This is a genomic window from Mucilaginibacter myungsuensis, assembly GCF_015222005.1.
Lineage (GTDB): Bacteria > Bacteroidota > Bacteroidia > Sphingobacteriales > Sphingobacteriaceae > Mucilaginibacter > Mucilaginibacter myungsuensis.
Genome location: NZ_JADFFL010000001.1, coordinates 550,266 through 564,940, shown reverse-complemented (window position 1 = coordinate 564,940; position 14,675 = coordinate 550,266). Strand labels below are relative to the sequence as shown.

Below are 14,675 nucleotides of genomic sequence, written 5' to 3'. Positions count from 1 at the left end.
CAGGATCGGACCGGAAAACATCTATTGATCTGGATTATTAAAAACCGTGCTGCGGGCTACGCACCTTATACCTGTTATTTAGTAAAATACCGATCACTATTTCGTGCGATCCGTTACTAACGGTACGCAGGGCCGAGGTAGTAAAATCATAAGAGTAGCCAATGTTGATGGACGAATTCAAGTTTAGGCCCAACAACGCGCCGAATGAGTCGTCTTTACGGTAAGATCCGCCCAACCAGAAAATATCGCGGAAAGCCATTTTCATGTTTACGTCAAACGTTGTCGGTACGGGATCTATCACTTTAACCAATACCGATGGCATCAGCGTCAACTCGTCGCTAACAGGCAATTTAAGGCCGGCAGTCAACAAGTAATGCGGAACGGTCTGGCTTTTGGTAAGGTTGGAGTTGGTGTTAAAATAAAGGTCTTGTTTCAACAATTGCTGAACCGATGCACCCACAAAATAACTACCCGAGTAAGCCCAAACGCCAACACCTACATCAGGTTTCCATTGGTTGTTGTTACCGTTAGATATGGCCGGGTCAAACTCGTTCTCCAAAGTGATCTGGCTGGTATTCAGGCTAATATTGTTCATACCTGCCGATACACCTACCGATAGGTTCAGTTTATCTGTCAAGCCCAAATGGTAGGCATAAGTAAAGTTAAGATTGGTTTGCGATATAGGCCCCGCCTTGTCTGATACCAGCATAAAACCGATACCGTGGTGCGGTTCGGCTGCCTGGTAGTCTTGCAAGTAAGAACGGCTGTAGGGATCGGTCCCGCCGCCGCCCGGGGCCGCGTTGGCATCGCCGTAAATGTAATTACTGCCAATAGGGGTGTGTACAGTAACGTAACTGGTTACCGGTGCACCTTGCAGACCGGTCCACTGGCTGCGATAACCGGCTTTCATATCGGCATAATTCTCTATACCGCTTACCGCCGGGTTAAGCAAAAAAGTGTTAAAAACGTATTGGGTATATTGTGGCTTCTGTTGGGCAACAGATATCTGCCCAAAAGCCAATGCAAGTACACAAAAAAGTAAAAGTCTTTTCATTCAAATAACCTGTCTGTTTTTGCCTCCGTTCGGGTGGCATTCCATATGTTAGTTTATAAAAGGCGCTATCGGTCATTACGCTTTTCAAGGCAGTTTACCTGGTTCAGGTTAACCAATGTACGAATATAGGTTTTCCCCCGATCCATTGTATCAAGTGAACACGAATAAAAATAATGTTTTCTGGTGCTTAGGGCGATAACGTAGTTGTGCGGCCAGTTATTGCCTGTCGGTTAGCTTATCTTAAAATAGTAACACTGCCTGATAATTGCTTGCGCAATTTACCCGGATCAATGATATAATAATACGTACCAAGCGGTAGCGCCGCCCCTTTAAAAGTTCCGTCCCACGGTAAGCCATAACCCTTGCTAAAGTAAACCTGCGTACCCGACCGGTCGAATACGGTAACCGTGGCATTTTCATACGTGTTCAGGTATTTTATTTGCCAGGTATCGTTAATACCGTCGTTATTAGGGGTGAAGGTATTAGGTACAACAGGTAACTTTAAAACGGTGATATCGATCTTAGACGATGCGCTGCAACCGTTAGCCGTGGTAACAGTAAGCACATAAGTAGAGTTCTCTATCGGCGATGCTACAGGGTTAAGTACGTTATCCCGATCCAAACCAACAGCTTTGCCACCATTGGCCATGTTCCACCGATAACTTACTACATCGGAGCCGGCGGTGGCCTTCATTGTAACGCTTGCACCCTCCAGCATGGTGAAATTGCTGCCCGCGTTTACGGTAGGGGTAGGGTAAACGGTGATGCGCTGGGGCTCGGTGTAGTCGCAACCGTTGTTGGCTTTAAAATTATAATTTATGGTAAAGGTGCCCGGGCCGGTCTTGCTGGGGTCAAAGGTGCCATCCTGGCTTATGCCTGGTCCGGTGAAAGAGTGCGTACCTGTTATGCCGTACTTCACGGTCGGTAAGATCTTCACAGGCAAGGTCTCGACGCAGATTCCGCCAATTTGCGATAACGTTGCCGACGGATTGGCCTTAACGGTGATCACTTCGGCAGAACTTTGGCTGACGCAACTCTCGCCCGAATAAGCTTCCATTCGCACGGTATATCGCTTAGTGGCCGGGGCATCAAAGCTGCCATAGTTATGTTTAAATATGTTACCGGCCGGGAACTGATCGGCAGTGTAAACTTCGCGATCGTTAGGGTGGTTGGCTACATCAAAATACCAGATCACTTTGGTGATCTTACCAAAGTTGACGGTAGACAAGTTATCAAAAAGCACATCCTGGGTACTGCAATAAGTATTTGATGCATTTGGCCTAAACAACGCCTTAGGCTGATCGCCATTAACTACGAACGACTTGGTGACCGAGAACGAGCAGCCATTTTTGGTAGTGACCGTCAGCGTGATTTTGTAAGGGTTGCTTGCATCTCGCGCCTCGGTGTACTTATGGAAAGGGTTACGCTCTGTTGATGTATTTGGGTTTGCGGCCGTTGCTTTTGGGTCGCCAAAATCCCAAAGGTAAGTGAATGGATAATTGCTGTTATCGGGTATGCTGCTGGCATCCTTAAATTGCGGGTTATCGCTCAGGCAGGCATCGGGCATCACAAAATCTACCACCGGCATTTGGTTTACGGTAATGCTTTGCGTAATGGTTCCGGTACAGCCGCCGGCATTCACCAGCGTAAGGGTGATGTGATAAGTGCCGGTTTTATTATAAGTATGCGTAAGCGGATCGGCGGCTGTGCGAGTTACAAGCGCGCTGCCATCGCCAAAGTCCCAAACCCAACTAACAATATTGCTGTTCTCTGATGTAGACCTGTCCGTGAACGTCACAGGCTTGGTCACACATACTGCCTTATCTGCCTCGAATACAGGTTTTGGTAATCCCCATATATGTACCGTTTGTTTGACCGATGTGTTTTGGCAGCCATTCTCGTTAACAATGGTAAGGGTAACATCGTAATTGCCCGGTTTTGCATAGGTATGCTTAGGGTTGGCGGTATTACCTTTGGTACCGTCGCCAAAATCCCATATCCAGGCTTTGGCTATAGAATTTTTTAGGTTGCTGTTATCGGTAAACGTATTTTCGTTGCCCACGCAGTTATCCGTTTTTTCAAAAGCGGCCACCGGCAGCTCGGCAATATTAAAATCGAACTGAATTTCCTTACTGGATCCGCAGTCGTCATCAAAAGGATTAAAAACGGTGGCAACTACAGTATAGTCGCCCGCGATCGGGTATGATACCACGCCCGAATATTCGTAAACATAAAGTGTTTCCGAACCTTTTACTACCGTGCGTTTAGGCACAGGCGCGGCATCAACTATCGGCTGTTTGTTGTCTTTAAAGTCCCATTTTATATTGGTGGTGCGGTAAGGCAGCGTCAACTGTAATTTATAAGGGACGTTAATGCAACCATTTACGGTGTTATCGTCATCAACGGTGCCATCTGAGTTTTTAAGTGCGACGAATTCATTTAAATTCACCAGGTTGGTACCTGCGGCATAGCCGTAGCTTTCAGCAGAACCAAAGCCATAAGCTATGGCATTAAAAGGTTTAGATGCTTTGATGTTGTGCGTACCAGATGATGTGTTTACCGTATTGGTGGTCTGCGGCCCTGATGATACAGGGATCTGCGCGTAGGAGAAGGCAGGGTTGTTAGCTACAGGTCTGAATAGAGAGCTGTAGTCGGCCCCATCCAATGTAAATGTCGCCACGGCATCGGTCGGCAATACAACGTTAATATAACTGGCCAGGATCTTATGATAGCCGGTAGAATAAAGCGTAACGTGATCAAGCCCCTGCTCGATAGGCGAAAGGTAGATCATTTCGGGATCCCCGGCTGCCTCATTCTTAGTAACGCAATTGTTTTGATTTTGCGTAGGCGTGTATTGCACCACCTGTATAGGTTTATCAGCCGATATTACATTGGTGACAGCGCCTATGGTGCTAAATTCGTGATATAGGTTCTTAACAAATTGCGCTTTTGTTAAGGCGACACCGTTCAAGGTCACTTTAGTGTCCGGCTCGCTTAGTACGATGCGGTAGATATCGTAGTTACGGTCTTTTAAGGCTACGGTGATATAGTTTTTGCCCCAGGTCGATGTCGGGTATACCTGCTGAAAAAGGTTATCGGACGAGAGGCTTTGCATATTAGTGCTCAGGGTTGAATTATAGCAACCTATGCCGATCTTGCTACTGCCCGAAAAGACCGCTATTTTTTTACAGATGCCGTTGTTGGTAGATATAGACCTGATCTTGGTCCCTGTTAGATCGGTGGCAGAAAGACCCTGAAAAAGTTCGCCCTTGGCAAGGGTGATGACGAATGGCACGCCGGCTTTTTTGCCGCTGGTAAGGTCGGCAATGGGGGTTATCTCTACTTCGGTATCATCTTCGGTACCTATCACATCAAATATAGAGTAGGATGGGTTGCCATTGCCCGAGTTGGACAGTTGGGTATAATTTAGCGACAGGTAGCTTTTGCCCATTGTATTCACCGGAAGCAATAGCGTAGCGCCCGACACTGATGATGCATAGATATGCGCGTAAACCGCAATAGGTTTTAACGCGGTGATATGGATGCCTTTTTTAGCTTTAAGCTCGCCGCTTAAAAATTGATTTGCAGGGATGGTAACGAAGGTTACCGTGTTAGGGACGACATTGAAAGACTGTGCAGCCGTACCATCGGCAAACTCTACCTTGCCTGATGTAGCCACGTCTGACGTGATGTACAAGATCATAGAGCTACCACTGTTACCGGTGGTCCCGGCAATATGTTGCATGTAGCAGGTCCAAAACTCGGTGCCCTTGCTCGATGTGGATTGTGCCGCCAAACCCGTCCAGTTCAGCAAGCCCAATGTCAAAAATAAAAGTACGCGCAGTATCTCTTTTAACACGTCAATAGTTTAATTGGGTAAGCCCGGCGAGGTTAGGAGCAACGCAGGTACCTTCAAAAATACGTAAAGACTTGAAATAAAAAGAAATGCGGTAACTATTTTTTTGTAAGGTTGCTCAGCTCCATATTAGCCACCATTAGCTTGTGGGCAAGGTCCTTGTTGTCTTTCCGCAGATTATATAGCTCCAGGGCATTCTCAATGTACATTTTCAGCTCATCGTCCTGCCATGGCTTAACCAAATACTTGTAAACCTGACCGCGGTTAATAGCACCCATAACGGCATTAATGTCAGAAAAACCGGTCAGCAATATCCTGATGGTATCCGGATAAATAGGTAATATCGACTCTAAAAATTCGATACCGGTCTCGCCGGGCATCCGCTGATCGGTGATGATCACACCTATCTCTTCAGCTTCGAGTATCTTACGGCCCTCGCGCGCGCTCTGCGCAGTGAAAATATTGAAATAGCGCCTAAAAGCTGCTTTAAAACTATTAAGGTTATTCACCTCGTCGTCCACATATAAAATTCCTACTTGCATCTATTCGTCTCTTGAAAATAAGGCCTAAAACAATAGTTATAACGAAATTAGTGTATCAGAAGTTATAAATCCTAAAAAAAATATGTAAAATTATTGCTGTTAAAGGCATTTTACATATAAATGAAAAAACTGCTCCTGCTTGCTGTATCGCTACTTTTTAACTTATACTGTGCATACGCAACAGACACGCTAACGGTTTACGACAACCAGGCAATAAGGTTAGATAAACGTTATTTTACTCAATTTGAAGATGTTGACGGCAACAGGTCTGTCAACGACGTACTTTTTAGTACCGATTTTCATCAGAGCCGCACTACGTTGCCATTTATCCATTATACCGATTCGGTGCTGTGGATAAAATTTACGTTACGTAACCGAACCAGCGAGCCATATCTGCCAATTTCTATCAATTCGGGCGTTATAGACGGATTCGAGATCTACAGCATCGGCGCCGAGGGTGGGCCGATAACCCATTTAACATCCCTTACGCAGGATAAACAAAATACCAACGGGCATATTAGCCGGGTGATCAATTGCCCTATTCTGCCCGACTCGGTAGCCGTGGTTTACCTGCGCGTACGGTCGGATGATTCTATGGCCATGCCCATTACGGTCACCAGCGCCGGTCTATATCAGGAGAACGCCCAGAACGATACTTTGATCATTGGTTTTTTTATAGGGATGGTGGCCATTATGGCCTTTTACAACCTGATGCTTTTTGTGATCGTAAAGGATAAAAGCTATTTGTACTACGTGTTCTACATCGTTTTTCTGGGTGCTACGCAATGGCTTACGCGGGGGTTGGGGCTTGCGTTTATATCGGTTAATAAAGTTACTTACAACGCTTATCTGGTGCCGATATCGCGCATATTGTTGTGGTACGCTATCCTGGCTTTTGTGCAAGAGTTTTTACAGATGAAACGCAATATGCTTAAAAAGCAAAGCCGTTACTACAATTTGCTGTTCGCTTTCATCACTTTGCCGCTTATTGCTGTGATATTTAAACAGACCACTTTGGCGTACAGCTTGATCACAGCAGCGGCGCTCATCAATTCGGTAGTGTTGCTTTATATTGGCATACGCCTGTATTTAAAAGGTTTTAAGCCTGCCAAGTTTTTTATGCTGGGTTGGGGCGTGTTCTTTGTTACGGTATTGATCACCCTGGCCCGTAATAAAGGCCTGATACAGTATAACGATGTAACGGCCAACGTAATATTGTATAGTTCGGCATTTGAGTTGGTGATGTTTTCGATAGCGCTGGCCGACAGGATAAATTTTTATCGTAAGCAAAATGCCGAATCGCAGACAATGGCATTAGCTATTGCACGCGAGAACGAACGCCTGATAACCAACCAAAATTTTTTATTGGAGAACGAAGTAAAAGAACGTACGCAAGAACTTATTGCCAGTAACAAGCACCTGTCGGTAACGATAGAGGACCTTAAAGCCGCCCAGATCAAACTGGTGGATACGGAAAAGATGGCATCGTTAGGGCAGCTCACGGCTGGCATAGCGCACGAAATAAATAACCCGATCAACTTTGTAAGTGCCAATGTTAAACCGCTGCGGATGGATATACAGGAAGTTTTTGAACTGATATCCATTCATGAACAGTTGGCCAATGATCCCGGTAATACCGACCTGCAAAGGCAAGCCAAAGACTTTGCTAAAAAGATAGATCTTGATTTTGTAAAGACCGAGATCAGCACCCTGTTAGATGGAATAGAGGAAGGCGCCAGCCGCACTACCGAGATCGTAGAGAGTTTGCGCACCTTTAGCCGCAGCGATCAGCCGGTGCTGAAGGCGACCGACATCAACCGCGCTATCCTGAATACACTGGTGTTGTTGCGCAGTACCATCCCGTACGAGATAGAGATACAGCCTGTATTGGATAAACTACCCTTGCTGAATTGTTACCCGGGTAAGATTAATCAGGTGCTGGTCAACCTGATCAATAATGGAATACAGGCGATCAAGGCCAAGCCCGTCCATCATAACGAGCACCTGATCATTGCCACCAAGGACGAGGCCGATCATATCTGCATAGAGATAACAGATACCGGAGTGGGAATGACCGACGAGGTAAAACAGCACATCTTCGATCCCTTCTTCACCACCAAAGATATTGGCGAGGGTACAGGCCTGGGGATGTCCATCGTGTTCGGCATCATTGAGCAGCACCGCGGAACGATCAAGATCAAGTCGGCACCAGATCAGGGGACCACCATGGTGATCAAGTTGCCCAAAGATCTGCAATAGAATGGTTGCGCGTTTTGCAACATCAAACAAAAAGTGGTTTTAAAACAGAAAAAGCGCCAAAATTTGGCGCTTTTTCGTATATTTTCTATATCGTTATTGGTACTGGATATAGTTGGGTTGCGGTTTGTATTTAAGGACTTCCTCAGGCGTTAACATATGGTGCGGTGCTTTCTTGATATCGTTCTTGTAGAACAATTTGTAGCCGGTGAACTGTACCGGCTCGTTCTTAATGAAGTACCTCCAGGTACCTGCTTTCAATTCAGGTTCGCCCCAGCCATCCATGTCCATGATCACTTGTACTTCAGGGCGTAGTTTGATGCCCGGGGTGTTGGTCACCATCTTTTTAGTAAAACGGTGTACAACAAGCATTTTTGGTGGCAAGCCATTCTTTTTAACCAAGCCGGCTAAATAACCTGAAACGTAGTTGATGTCGGCAGCATCATAAGTGCCTATCTTTTTGCCCGGTTTAGAACCATCTTTCATAGAAAACTCAGGGTCCATACCAAAATGCACATGCGGCATCGACAAGTATTTTTCCAGCAGTGGCAACTCGGTCTGGATGTTGCTCAAGGCCACTTGCACGTCTAAAAACACTAACGCGTTAATCTTTTTAGCGATAGTTAGTACGCTGTCTATCTGTTTGAACGGCATTCGGTAGCGGTACTTACCATCTTTACCTGCATCACCTTGGGCTACTACACAGATGTAGTGAAGCGCAGGCTGTACAGGGGTTTTAGGGTCGGCTTTTTCCCAGTGTTTAACTTCGCCTTTCAACTTGGCCAACATCTCGTTAGGCGGCAATTCGCCAAGGATGCCCATTTTCTTAGAGTATAGGTTGCCATAATAAGCTATTACACGTTTAAATGGTAACACCGCGCCCGGCAGTGGGTAAGGCCCTTTTTTGACCGGCCACTTGCCCGATGTATCGCCGTTAGCATGGCGCACATTGATAGAATCGTATAACTTTTTATCGATAGGTGGGAAGTCTGTCTTTTTAGATATCGTATCAGCCGGAGCAGCTGCCGCAGCTTCGGCCGGGGTGCCCGATACGGTGGGTTTATCACTTTTTTTTGGGCCTTCGCTACAGTGTGTGAACAGAGATAACGATGCCAGCAATAGGGGTGCTAACATAGATGTATTATTGAATTTCATATTTAAATATTATCGGGTTTGTGATAGCCCATCCCTCGCAAATTAGCACCATTTATAATTAATTGTGCTTAAAGTTATCAACAATTAACTTATTGTTAAAGCGATGGTCGTTTAGTGCTGAAATGGTAAATGTTTGAATGATATGGGTGTTAATATCAATATGGCTTATATTGTTTTGCAGAACTTACCAAATACACCCAAAGGTAGTTTTATACCCGATGTGGCTTGCAGATACAGTTCGCCGATCTCCAGGTTCTCTACCTGAGGGAATGCCCCACGGATCAAATTCTCAACGATCACTGATGAAAAACCTAAAGAGTAAGTATTCAGGATCAGGAAATGTTCTTTAGGGTCGAGCAGTTGTACCACGTCGGTCATCATTTCCAGAATGTGATCTTCCAATTTCCACTTTTCGCCGTTAGGGCCATGGCCATAGGCAGGGGGATCGAGGATGATACCGTTGTATTTCTTGCCGCGTTTTAGTTCGCGTTTTACAAACTTCAGGGCATCCTCCACCACCCAGCGGATGTTGGTCAGTTCGGACAGTTCCTGGTTCTCGTTAGCCCAGGTAACTACCTGTTTAATAGAGTCTACGTGGGTTGTATCGGCGCCGGCGCCACGGGCGATTAGCGATGCGCCACCAGTGTAAGCGAACAGGTTCAATACCTTAGGCTCGGGTGTTTTAAAGCGCTTTACGTTCTGCGAGATGTAGTCCCAGTTAACGGCCTGCTCGGGGAAGATACCCACGTGCTTGAACGAGGTCATAGCCAGGCGGAACTTGATTGCCGCGTCGTTATTTTTATATTCGATATGCCAACGGTCGGGGATGTTGGCGTTCTTCTTCACCCACTCGCCCGATGTTGCCGAACGGCCTTTAAATTTGATATGGTGCAGCTTTTGCCACTCGGATGCGGGCAGTTTTTTAGCCCACACAGCTTGCGGCTCAGGACGGATCAGGATGACGTTGCCAAAGCGTTCCAGCTTTTCAAAATCGCCGCAATCTATCAGTTCGTAATCTTTCCAGTGCGTGGGGGTAAGGAGTTGTATCATGTCAGAGATCAGTGATCAGTTAACCAGTGCTCGGTCAAATTTTTGTGCAAATATACAATAAACAACAGATCTCTGGTCACTGATCAACGGTCACTTAAATTGTTAAGGAATGTTAAAAGCGGCCCTAAAAAGTAATAGGCTTTCGATACAAAAGTTATAGTGCCATCAATCCCGATCAACATGGCCGAACGAAGTAAACACATCATAACTCATACGGTCTGCTGGCTGATACTGATCATATTAAGTGTATCCATTCAGGCTTGCGGATAATTTTTCGATATTAATTTGGATGTTAGGCTGGCTATACCTAATTTTATAGTTATAAACCCAAGCCAGACCCTTATGAAGCATCTATTGACAACTACCGCAGCTCTATCCATCGCGTTAATTATGGGCATGATAAAGACTACCAGCGCCCAAAAGTTACCGAACGTTCAGCAGAAACCATTGCGCGCACCGGCTAACTTAAAAATAGACGGCAAGCCGAATGAATGGGAGGGGAGACTAAGATCGCGCGATACATCTGCAAACTTTGTGTACACCATTAGTAACGATAACGACAACCTTTATCTTGTCCTACAAACCGTTGATCTGACTACTGTCAATAAAATAATGGGTGGCGGTATCTCATTTACCATTCAAAAGTCGGGCGCGAAGGTGAGCAATGGTGCTATGGTCATCAACTATCCGGTATATAAAGAGCATCACCCTATGTTACAGAGCAGCAAAAAGGCTCGGCCAAAACCTATGTTAAGTGCAACACAAGCTGATTCTGCTATGCAGCAGAACAATATTGAAATAAATGCGCAAGCAAATTCGATAAGGCTTGTTGGGTTGAAAAATATGGCCGACGAGGTCCCTTTGGATAACGAACTGGGTGTTAAAGCAGCTCAATTGTTCAATACAAAAGGAGTTTATACATGCGAAATAGCCGTGCCTTTAAAAGCCTTAGAGATGACCACGGCTGATGCTAAAAAGTTCAGTTATCAGATCGCTTTAAATGTTGGCCCTAATAGGTACGAGGGATATTATTTTAAATTTGATGCACCGGCAAGTAATGCCACTATTGCCGATCTTAACCGATATAAATTGATGCAGGAAGCATACGACAAAGCCAACGCGGTGATGTATGCGGCTACCGATCTTTGGGGAGAATATACCTTAGAAAAATAAGTGTAAACAAATAAGGTGATCCAATGGATCACCTTATTTGTTTTATCGACCTTACAACTTCTCTTTAGCCGCCTGCATAAACTTGCTGGCAAATACAAAGTCGTTCAATTCTTTATTGTCGGTATGGGCTATCTCTTTATTGGTCCCTTCCCACCATTTTTGGCCCTGGTGCAGGAACAGGATGTGGTCGCCGATACCCATTACCGAGTTCATATCGTGGGTAACTACTACGGTGGTGATGTTGTATTCTTCGGTCAACTCTTTGATCAGCTCATCTATCAGGATAGAGGTTTTAGGGTCAAGGCCCGAGTTCGGCTCATCCACAAATAGATATTTAGGCTGCATGGCTATCGCACGGGCAATACCCACACGTTTTTTCATACCGCCTGATAATTCTGAAGGATAAAGTTTATTACGATCTTTCAGGTTAACACGATCCAAGCAAAAATTGGCACGATCGAGTTTCTCTGACCGGCTTTGATCAGTAAACAAATTCAGGCCGAACATAATATTCTCTTCAACCGTCATCGAATCAAATAGGGCCGAGTTTTGAAACAGCATACCTATCTCTTTGCGTATGGGTACGCGCTCGGTGAAGTTCATCGACGTAAATTCTTGCCCGTCAAAAGATACTGTTCCTTTGGTCGGTTCGTGAAGCCCTACGATGCATTTCAGCAATGTGGTTTTACCTGAACCGGATCCGCCAATGATCAGGTTGTTCTTTCCCGGTTTAAATTGGGCGCTAATGCCTTTCAATACCTCGTTCTCGCCGAAGGTTTTAAAAATGTCTTTGATCTCGATCATAATAACAAGCTTGAGACCATTAAATCGGCAAATAAAACCATAACACAGCTATAAACAACGCCCTGAGTGGCAGACTGGCCAACTTCTAAAGCACCGCCTTCGGTATAGAAACCGTTGTAAGCACAGATAGACGTGATCAGGAAACCGTAAACTACCGATTTAACGGCGCAAACGGTAACAATGATCGGGTCGAAACCATCTTGCAGACCGGTGATATATTCTACCGGGGCAATGCTGCCGGTCACTAAACAAGCGATGTAACCGCCGCTTAAACCCAATATAACCGATATGATCACCAGTAAAGGGATCATGGATATACCGGCAATGATCTTAGGTGCGATCAGGAAACCGGGCGCGTTAACCCCCATGATCTCCAGCGCGTCTATCTGTTCGGTAACCCGCATGGTGCCTATCTCTGACGCGATGCTGGATCCGACACGGCCGGCCAAGACCAGCGCTGAAATAGTTGGACTGAATTCTAATATTGTCGAATCTCGCGAGATACTACCGGCGATACTTTTAGGTACCAGCGGACTGGCCAATTGGAATGCTACCTGGATAGTAGCTACCGCGCCGATAAATACGGAGATGATGCAGATGATGCCTAAAGAACCGACCCCGATAGAGACCATTTCGCGCATTACCTCGTTCCAGTAAACGCTGAACTTTTCGGGCTTTTTAAAGCTTAGGCGAAGCAGAAGTATGTATTTGCCAAGGGCTGTGAACATGTAGTGTATAGTTGTTGAATAATTTCAGCTTTAAAGATAAACCTTAAGACGACCAAAATAACGTTATTTTTATAATAATCGGGTATTGCTTATCGCATACATAATTGATGTTTGCTCCTAATTGTTTTCGGAGGCAACTAAATTATCGTAAACACCAGGTCAAAACATATCCTGAGCTTTTAGTATATTTGTTTATGGTACGTACGATAGTTAAGCCAAGTAGCAGCAAGATATCAATTGATGTCCCTGAAGAATTGATAGGTAAAGACGTGGAAGTGATAGCGTTCGCTATTGATGAGCCTTTGCGTGTCAAACCTGCTGATGATCTGCCGTTCACGCATTTCGCAACTGAACAAGTTTTAGCTAAAGAGTGGTTAACTAAAGAAGAGGACGCGGCATGGCAGGATTTGTAAAAGGCGATATCGTTGTTATCCCATTTCCTTTTTCTGATCTTTCGGGCAGTAAACGTCGCCCAGCGTTCGTTTTGAAGGACCTTCCAGGGGATGATATTATCCTATGCCAGATCACCAGTCAACAAAGTTCAGATGCTTATGCGATAGGTTTAACTGCCGCTGAACTTGTAAACGGTACGCTTCCCGTTGCGTCTAATATCCGGCCATCAAGGATATTTACGGCCGATAAAAAGATGATCATCCGCAAAGCCGCCACAGCAAATTCTGGTGTAATAGCTGCCGTTACAAAAACTCTTGTTAATTTGTTCTCCTAAGTGGGAATATCGAACAGCAACCTTTTTATTCATGAAAAACGCATTAATAACCGGCGCTACCCGTGGTATGGGTCGCGCTATCGCCATAACATTCGCAAAAGAAGGTTTTAACCTGGCTATTTGCAGCCGGAACGAAGCTGAACTGGATACTTTTAAAACAGAACTTTTAGGAATAAATGCCAATGCTAACATCGTGACTGTTAAGGCCGATGTAAGTAAAAAGGAAGACATTCAAGCCTTTGCTAAAGCGGCTGAAGAAACGTTGGGCTTTATCGATGTGGTCGTCAATAACGCCGGTATCTATCAGCCTACCAGTATTTTAGATGACGATGATGATGTTTTTCAGAAACTACTGAATACCAATCTGCTGCCTGCTTACGAGCTTTATCGGTACTTCGGTAAAAGCCTGATCAGGGAGCGCAAAGGGCACATTTTTAATATCTGTTCGTCGGCATCGATAGATGTTGTAACAAATGCCGGTATGTATAGTGTAACAAAGTTTGGGTTGCTGGGTCTTAATAACGTAATGAGGTTAGAATTACAGCAATATGGTGTTAAAGTGACCGCGGTGATCCCGGGGTCGACACTGACATCATCCTGGGACGGGGTAGCGGTGGATGGCGCGAAGTTCATCATGCCCAACGATATCGCATCGGCAATTGTCAATGCCTATCGCATGAGCCCGGGAGCAAATGTTGATCAGATCACTATAAAACCTGTGTTCGGCCAGTTATAAGTACAAAGCAAAACTTTAACTCAATTTTTAAAAACGATCATGGAAAAGAAATTATATCGCGACGACCTCCACAAAACATTGGGTGGTGTTTGCGCCGGCTTAGCCGAATATTTTGGTATCGACGTATCCGTAATGAGGGTATTGTTCTTATTAGCTTTAATTTTAAAAGGTACAGGCGTAGTGCTATACCTGGTGCTTTGGGCGGTGTTGCCTAAAAAACCTTACGGTATCCCCAATATCAATGTAGATTATACCGTTCCGCCGTTCGGTGCCGAGCCTATTCCGCCGGTATTCAATCAGCCTAAAAAAACCTCTTCAGCATCGGTTATCGTAGGTGCTATCCTGGTGGTTATCGGTCTGGGATTTTTGTTCGATAATTTCGACATCATCCCTGATATTGATTTCCGTTACGTTTGGCCGGTTATTTTGATCGGTGTCGGTGTAGCCGTACTGTTCAGCGGTAAAAAAGAACAACCTTGGGAGCAAAAGGACTGGGAAAAAAAGGATACTTTTAAAGATAGCTTTAAAGCCGACGAGCCCGAAGCCCCTAAAACCGACGATACTAACCCAACTGTTTAACCCCTTAGCATATCA

General features: G+C 45.2%; 13 protein-coding genes. 6 read left to right on the top strand and 7 right to left on the bottom strand.

All coding sequences use genetic code 11. From position 1 onward, the window contains the following. Positions 1-37: 37 nt before the first annotated feature. The 3 genes from IRJ16_RS02355 to IRJ16_RS02345 all read right to left on the bottom strand — a co-directional run bounded on the left by IRJ16_RS02355 (position 38) and on the right by IRJ16_RS02345 (position 5,452). Complete coding sequence (locus IRJ16_RS02355; RefSeq protein ID WP_194109907.1) at positions 38-1,054, bottom strand: PorP/SprF family type IX secretion system membrane protein; 1,017 nt, start codon at positions 1,052-1,054, stop codon at positions 38-40. Between the two features lie 235 nt (positions 1,055-1,289). Continuing rightward, complete coding sequence (locus tag IRJ16_RS02350; RefSeq protein WP_194109906.1) at positions 1,290-4,913, bottom strand: PKD domain-containing protein; 3,624 nt, start codon at positions 4,911-4,913, stop codon at positions 1,290-1,292. Positions 4,914-5,008: 95 nt separating this feature from the next. Then, the gene (locus IRJ16_RS02345) at positions 5,009-5,452 is read right to left on the bottom strand and encodes a response regulator (protein WP_194109905.1); all 444 of its coding nucleotides are present in this window, start codon (positions 5,450-5,452) and stop codon (positions 5,009-5,011) included. Between the two features lie 120 nt (positions 5,453-5,572). Here IRJ16_RS02345 and IRJ16_RS02340 point away from each other — a divergent pair, with 120 nt between their 5' ends. Further along, positions 5,573-7,711 carry a sensor histidine kinase gene (locus IRJ16_RS02340; RefSeq protein ID WP_194109904.1) on the top strand — a complete coding sequence of 713 codons (2,139 nt, stop codon included), beginning with the start codon at positions 5,573-5,575 and terminating at the stop codon, positions 7,709-7,711. Positions 7,712-7,804: 93 nt separating this feature from the next. Here the strand turns inward: IRJ16_RS02340 and IRJ16_RS02335 are convergent, their stop codons facing one another. Both IRJ16_RS02335 and IRJ16_RS02330 read right to left on the bottom strand, forming a co-directional pair. Beyond that, positions 7,805-8,842 (bottom strand): hypothetical protein, encoded by a 1,038-nt coding sequence (locus tag IRJ16_RS02335; RefSeq protein WP_228079750.1) that lies wholly within the window; start codon positions 8,840-8,842, stop codon positions 7,805-7,807. Positions 8,843-9,028: 186 nt separating this feature from the next. Continuing rightward, positions 9,029-9,913 (bottom strand): class I SAM-dependent methyltransferase, encoded by an 885-nt coding sequence (locus IRJ16_RS02330; RefSeq protein ID WP_194109902.1) that lies wholly within the window; start codon positions 9,911-9,913, stop codon positions 9,029-9,031. 342 nt (positions 9,914-10,255) lie between these two features. Between IRJ16_RS02330 and IRJ16_RS02325 the strand changes: the two genes are divergently transcribed. Further along, positions 10,256-11,086 carry a DOMON domain-containing protein gene (locus IRJ16_RS02325; protein WP_194109901.1) on the top strand — a complete coding sequence of 277 codons (831 nt, stop codon included), beginning with the start codon at positions 10,256-10,258 and terminating at the stop codon, positions 11,084-11,086. A 51-nt stretch (positions 11,087-11,137) separates the two neighbouring features. Here the strand turns inward: IRJ16_RS02325 and IRJ16_RS02320 are convergent, their stop codons facing one another. Together IRJ16_RS02320 and IRJ16_RS02315 are read right to left on the bottom strand one after the other, a co-directional pair. Beyond that, positions 11,138-11,890 carry an ABC transporter ATP-binding protein gene (locus tag IRJ16_RS02320; RefSeq protein WP_194109900.1) on the bottom strand — a complete coding sequence of 251 codons (753 nt, stop codon included), beginning with the start codon at positions 11,888-11,890 and terminating at the stop codon, positions 11,138-11,140. Then, a complete protein-coding gene (locus IRJ16_RS02315) occupies positions 11,887-12,618 on the bottom strand; it encodes an MlaE family ABC transporter permease (RefSeq protein WP_194109899.1) in 732 nt (243 codons plus the stop codon). The genes IRJ16_RS02320 and IRJ16_RS02315 overlap by 4 nt, the downstream gene beginning before the upstream one ends. 194 nt (positions 12,619-12,812) lie before the next feature. Between IRJ16_RS02315 and IRJ16_RS02310 the strand changes: the two genes are divergently transcribed. Genes IRJ16_RS02310 through IRJ16_RS02295 form a run of 4 tightly spaced genes read left to right on the top strand, consistent with a single transcriptional unit; the run spans position 12,813 to position 14,660 of the window. Then, positions 12,813-13,031 (top strand): DUF2281 domain-containing protein, encoded by a 219-nt coding sequence (locus IRJ16_RS02310; RefSeq protein WP_194109898.1) that lies wholly within the window; start codon positions 12,813-12,815, stop codon positions 13,029-13,031. Beyond that, the gene (locus IRJ16_RS02305) at positions 13,016-13,345 is read left to right on the top strand and encodes a type II toxin-antitoxin system PemK/MazF family toxin (protein WP_194109897.1); all 330 of its coding nucleotides are present in this window, start codon (positions 13,016-13,018) and stop codon (positions 13,343-13,345) included. Before IRJ16_RS02310 ends, IRJ16_RS02305 begins: the two co-directional genes overlap by 16 nt. A gap of 31 nt (positions 13,346-13,376) precedes the next feature. Further along, positions 13,377-14,081: an SDR family oxidoreductase gene (locus IRJ16_RS02300; RefSeq protein WP_194109896.1), complete on the top strand. Its 705-nt coding sequence runs from the start codon at positions 13,377-13,379 to the stop codon at positions 14,079-14,081. 39 nt (positions 14,082-14,120) lie between these two features. Next, complete coding sequence (locus IRJ16_RS02295) at positions 14,121-14,660, top strand: PspC domain-containing protein (RefSeq protein ID WP_194109895.1); 540 nt, start codon at positions 14,121-14,123, stop codon at positions 14,658-14,660. The last annotated feature ends 15 nt before the right edge of the window (positions 14,661-14,675 follow it).

Excerpts from the sequence above, each read along its gene's own strand:
- IRJ16_RS02305 (WP_194109897.1), top strand. The coding sequence starts at position 13,016 with ATGGCAGGATTTGTAAAAGGCGATATCGTTGTTATCCCATTTCCTTTT.
- IRJ16_RS02335 (WP_228079750.1), bottom strand. The coding sequence starts at position 8,842 with ATGTTAGCACCCCTATTGCTGGCATCGTTATCTCTGTTCACACACTGT.
- IRJ16_RS02330 (WP_194109902.1), bottom strand. The coding sequence starts at position 9,913 with ATGATACAACTCCTTACCCCCACGCACTGGAAAGATTACGAACTGATA.
- IRJ16_RS02310 (WP_194109898.1), top strand. The coding sequence starts at position 12,813 with ATGGTACGTACGATAGTTAAGCCAAGTAGCAGCAAGATATCAATTGAT.
- IRJ16_RS02355 (WP_194109907.1), bottom strand. The coding sequence starts at position 1,054 with ATGAAAAGACTTTTACTTTTTTGTGTACTTGCATTGGCTTTTGGGCAG.
- IRJ16_RS02325 (WP_194109901.1), top strand. The coding sequence starts at position 10,256 with ATGAAGCATCTATTGACAACTACCGCAGCTCTATCCATCGCGTTAATT.
- IRJ16_RS02320 (WP_194109900.1), bottom strand. The coding sequence starts at position 11,890 with ATGATCGAGATCAAAGACATTTTTAAAACCTTCGGCGAGAACGAGGTA.
- IRJ16_RS02300 (WP_194109896.1), top strand. The coding sequence starts at position 13,377 with ATGAAAAACGCATTAATAACCGGCGCTACCCGTGGTATGGGTCGCGCT.
- IRJ16_RS02340 (WP_194109904.1), top strand. The coding sequence starts at position 5,573 with ATGAAAAAACTGCTCCTGCTTGCTGTATCGCTACTTTTTAACTTATAC.
- IRJ16_RS02345 (WP_194109905.1), bottom strand. The coding sequence starts at position 5,452 with ATGCAAGTAGGAATTTTATATGTGGACGACGAGGTGAATAACCTTAAT.
- IRJ16_RS02295 (WP_194109895.1), top strand. The coding sequence starts at position 14,121 with ATGGAAAAGAAATTATATCGCGACGACCTCCACAAAACATTGGGTGGT.
- IRJ16_RS02315 (WP_194109899.1), bottom strand. The coding sequence starts at position 12,618 with ATGTTCACAGCCCTTGGCAAATACATACTTCTGCTTCGCCTAAGCTTT.